Annotated in this window: 5 protein-coding genes; all 5 read right to left on the bottom strand. The window is 44.3% G+C overall.

Annotated elements, in window-relative coordinates:
- Positions 1-1,286 precede the first annotated feature (1,286 nt).
- The 5 genes from RNAN_RS18430 to RNAN_RS18410 all read right to left on the bottom strand — a co-directional run bounded on the left by RNAN_RS18430 (position 1,287) and on the right by RNAN_RS18410 (position 4,129).
- Positions 1,287-1,676: a hypothetical protein gene (locus RNAN_RS18430; protein ID WP_008224607.1), complete on the bottom strand. Its 390-nt coding sequence runs from the start codon at positions 1,674-1,676 to the stop codon at positions 1,287-1,289.
- Positions 1,677-1,839: 163 nt separating this feature from the next.
- Positions 1,840-2,325: a DUF4468 domain-containing protein gene (locus RNAN_RS18425; protein WP_008224606.1), complete on the bottom strand. Its 486-nt coding sequence runs from the start codon at positions 2,323-2,325 to the stop codon at positions 1,840-1,842.
- Between the two features lie 130 nt (positions 2,326-2,455).
- Positions 2,456-2,824, bottom strand: coding sequence for a DUF2513 domain-containing protein (locus RNAN_RS18420; RefSeq protein WP_008224605.1), 369 nt, complete (start codon positions 2,822-2,824; stop codon positions 2,456-2,458).
- 102 nt (positions 2,825-2,926) lie between these two features.
- Entirely contained in the window at positions 2,927-3,307 is a 381-nt protein-coding gene (locus RNAN_RS18415; RefSeq protein ID WP_040552709.1) for a hypothetical protein, read from the bottom strand.
- A 417-nt stretch (positions 3,308-3,724) separates the two neighbouring features.
- A complete protein-coding gene (locus RNAN_RS18410; RefSeq protein WP_040552706.1) occupies positions 3,725-4,129 on the bottom strand; it encodes a hypothetical protein in 405 nt (134 codons plus the stop codon).
- Between the last annotated feature and the right edge of the window lie 50 nt (positions 4,130-4,179).

The raw sequence follows: 4,179 nt of genomic DNA, 5'->3' as shown, positions 1-4,179 counted from the left end.
CCCTTTGACTGTAATCTGCACAAATGCTCCTTGTAGGGCTAACGCTCAAAGCAGCTGCGCGGTACGCGTCGGCTGGCTTTGCTTGTTAGCAGCCCACACCGGACTTGCGCGGCTTGCCGCACTGGCAAACCCAAACAGCGGCAGGCTGCTTTTAATTAAAAACTACACCAGCCAACTGCGATACGGCGAGCCAACCGGAACCTGTAAAACTACTGAGCGAAGCCACAAAGAACAACGCTACCGCCACAACCGTTTGCAGCAAACCCGCAAACTGGCGAACTTTACCTTTTGGCGCTGCCGCTAAGAAAACCAAACGCGAGCGAAGCCGGAACAAAACTACTGACTGAAACCGTTAAAACCCGAAAACCTGCTAACGCATTACTAATGGGCTGCCGCAGCGTAGCGTAGGCAGTCCCGTGGAGGCCACGCTTTTTTGTGGCCGGAACGAAATTAAGTAACTTGTTATATGCAAAAAAATACCTGCCTAGTAGTACCAAAAATAAAAAATAGCGCATAAAAACATGATTATGTATGGTGGGAGACAAATGCACTTCAACGACTGCTTTATTGCTGGTTTGGGCCACAAATAGTAGTAAATAAATACTGGGACAAAAAGGCTGCTAGCACAGGTGGAAAAGGCAATGAAGTACCCGCCCTCGTACTCAAAGTAACCACCAAAGTAAAGCCAATAAACACCAAATAGGGATACTGCACTCAACACGGCTAAAAGAGTAGAAAACCCAATTAAACCCCAGCTTTTAGGTGCTAGCGTATCCATTCTATATTTGAACCTCTGTTCTCTCTGGGCATATAACGCCGGAGTTAAGCCGCGGCGCGTAGCGCCGTCGGCTTGAACGACTTGTTATGCACGCCTTTGATTTTGACTTTGGTTTTGCCGGTGTTTTTGTGTTTTGACCTTGATTGCACTGAACCTGCAAAACATCGCCGCCCAGTTTGCACAATGCCAACTATTGCTTTGACACCAAAAAATATCGGATTTTTAAACACAAAAGAACAGACACCTGTGAAACAGACAAATTGAAATTACCACCAATTTTACCTGCCCCAAAAACCACCCACTGAAACTACCACCAAAAAGAACAACCCACCGAAATTACCAACTCAAAGAATATTCCACGAAACCGAATATCAATGAAATCGAGAACCCGCCGATCTTGGCTTTTGTGTTTTGATCTTTGGTTTTTGCATAACGCAGCCAGCAGCGGCCGAAACCCGCGTAGCGGTTGAGGTCCAGGCCACGCAGTGGCCGTTGCTGACTGGCCTTGTTATGCTTTTTCAATTTCTTTCAACGACTTTTCAGACATATTGAAAAGCGCATTTGGACTACTTTCATCTATCTTATACTTAAAACCCGAGTGAACTGCCGCTGCTATAAACACACCATTGGTAATATAGCCAATTTTCTTCTCAGCCAAGTCCTTCAAACCGTAACTGCTGCGTTTTGAATTGATATTTTTTATTTGCTTTACCTGACTTAACCACTCAACAGCCTTATTGAATGCGTCTGCGCTTTTTAATAAATCATCCTGACTTTTTGAAAATTCATCGGCTTTTTCTTGCTGTGAAAGCCAACGACCGTTTTTGTGAATACCGATACCAAAATCTGTCAACTCAGGGATAAGATCTATCACCGCTTGAATATATTCTTTGCTCATATTCACATACCTTAATTTAAAACCTGTTTCAGGCATAACGTATTACTTATTGGCTGTCGCAGCGTAGGCAGCCCCATGGAGGCAGCACTGTTTGTGACCGGAACGAAATTCAACAACTTGTTATACTTTATAAATATAAGTAAAGAACCACTACAAATAGGAGTTACCAGTCAGGCGCATCTTCATCAGAAAGAATATATTTTTTAAGATCAGCAAGTGTTTTTTCTATGGTATTTTTTGCAGTCAATTCATTTTCAGCTGTTATCAAGTTTGATTTTGTATATGGATCACCGTTAATGCTTATATCATAGTTAAGTAAGCTGACAGAAATGCGGACTTTATTATCTTTTGTATCAACTTTTATTTTATAGCTTATACGGCTACGGGACACTATATTGACGTAACCGTTATCGGCAGCACCTTTGCCGATTATAGTTCCTGACTCTTTATCCTCATAGTCAATGACGGACTCACCTGAAATAAAATAATTAGTAAACCATTGCCTTGCCTTAGTGTATATTTCTGTTTTATTTTTATTTTGGACAGGAATAACTTCATTTATTTCTATTGGCTTGTATTCAACGAACGAGGTTGAAGCGCAGGCTTGTAAAAATATTAATAAAAATATACTAATGTAAAATTTTTTCATTATTAAATCTCCCGCCTTATAAAATTGAAGCTGTTATACTAGGCGAAAAGTATAACGCCCCGCGCCTGCGCGCGACCTTGTGAGCGTCGCAAGTGCCGAAGGCCCCGAATGACTTGGTTTGGTATGACTATTATTCACCGATAATAGACCGCAGCTTTTTCTTTGCAAAACCTTCCGCAAGCTCTTTGCCTATGCTAAAAATCGTTGATATACTGGCACCCTTGAATTCTGACTTGATAGTATTCCAAATTTCGTCTCTTCGAATATTATCAAGGAACTCATGACCATCCCAAGTTAAACGATTAACGTGAATATTACTTGGCACCGCTGACGTATTTTCGAGCGTATTCGATACCTTGCCATCAAGTAAGCCCCCCTCAATCAACAGCAAAGCATGATACTTAACTACTTCTTTGTCGTATCCATCAATAGCCAATTGACATGGATTATCTTCCATGGCAAACAACAACTTACGGATTAACTCCATATCTCGTTTCATGATGCCTCACCTGAACTAAATAAATAGTCATAACGCCCGCCACAAACGCGAGCAACGTGTTGCGAGTCGAGCGCCCGAAGGGCGCGTTTTTGATGGCGATTGTTAGGGCAATACACTGATTTGCTCGCAAGTAATATGGCTTTTCCCATCAGAGTCACTGAACACATACTCAATCAATAGCTCACGTCCATTATCAGCTTCGACGATGTGCTCAATTATGCCATTTATCCCGATACTAGTAGGCTCAACCAAACTAATTTTAAAAGTACCAATATTCTCTGAATTTAGGCCGCTGGCCCCGACAGATTCTAAAGCAGCGTTGAAATCTGCGCTTATGGCGACAACATGCTTGCGTTCCAAAGCCACTGCGTAACCAAATTTATCGGCAAACTCTTCAAACTTACCTTGATGTAACATTATCCGAGCACTCTCAAGGAGTTCTCCGATTTTGTTATTGGTCAGTTGAATCGCTGATATCTGCATAGTGCCCTAACGCCGTGCACACCTGAGACAATGCGGTAGCAAAGCGGACGCGTTGGCGTCAGGTGGTGCACCTGGTTATGTGGCGACAGACTGGCCTTTGAAAATGCGCAGTTGCGGAGCGGTAGCGAAGCCAAAGCCGAAACTGCGACAGCAAAAACGCCGCACACTGACGCCACAAAAATTTACCTAAGTGGCACACCACAAAGAATGCACCACACTTATTTTTTACCCTGACGCCTGACGAAGGCACCAGGAACGAAACTACCGGCATGTCAATTGCCGATGATGCTCAAAGCTGGATTGCCAACTACGGAGCGCCCAGCCTTTTTTAATTTAAAAGCCCAAAAGCAGAGCCAACATAACGCCTGAATTAAGCCGACCCGCGAAGCGGGTTCGGCTTGAATGAATTGTTAGCCGTCATTTGGCTGTGACCAACTGAGCGACGATTGCACCGACCGACAATGCCAATGCCACGAGTGAAATGCCCAAAGACCAGATGAACTTAGAGTGCTCTTGATCTTCACCAGCCAGGATAGCCGCAAGGTACGGCAGATTGATTGCATGGCGAAGCTCTCCGACCTTGGGCGCAAACAGGTGAACAGAGGAGTTCTCTCCGGTGCTGTACCGATACTTGTGATCCAGATGGTAGTAGAGGTACCCGAACAAGATGTGCTTGTCGCAGCCCAGCTTATTTGCAACAGCTTCGACATCGATTGCGACCATGACCTTTCCGACACTTGGCCCCTCGACCGGGAAAGAGGTCTCGTACATGTCGTAGATGCAGCGGAGAACTTCTCTTTCAGTCGGGATGGATTTCGGCATGACGGCTAACGCTTAAAGCAGCGGAAAACAAAAGTGTAGCAGAGCGGAGC

The organism is Rheinheimera nanhaiensis E407-8 (genome assembly GCF_000296695.1).
Classification (GTDB): Bacteria; Pseudomonadota; Gammaproteobacteria; order Enterobacterales; family Alteromonadaceae; genus Alishewanella; species Alishewanella nanhaiensis.
Note: the sequence above shows the minus strand (reverse complement) of the source record. Positions and strands in the feature narration are given on the sequence as shown.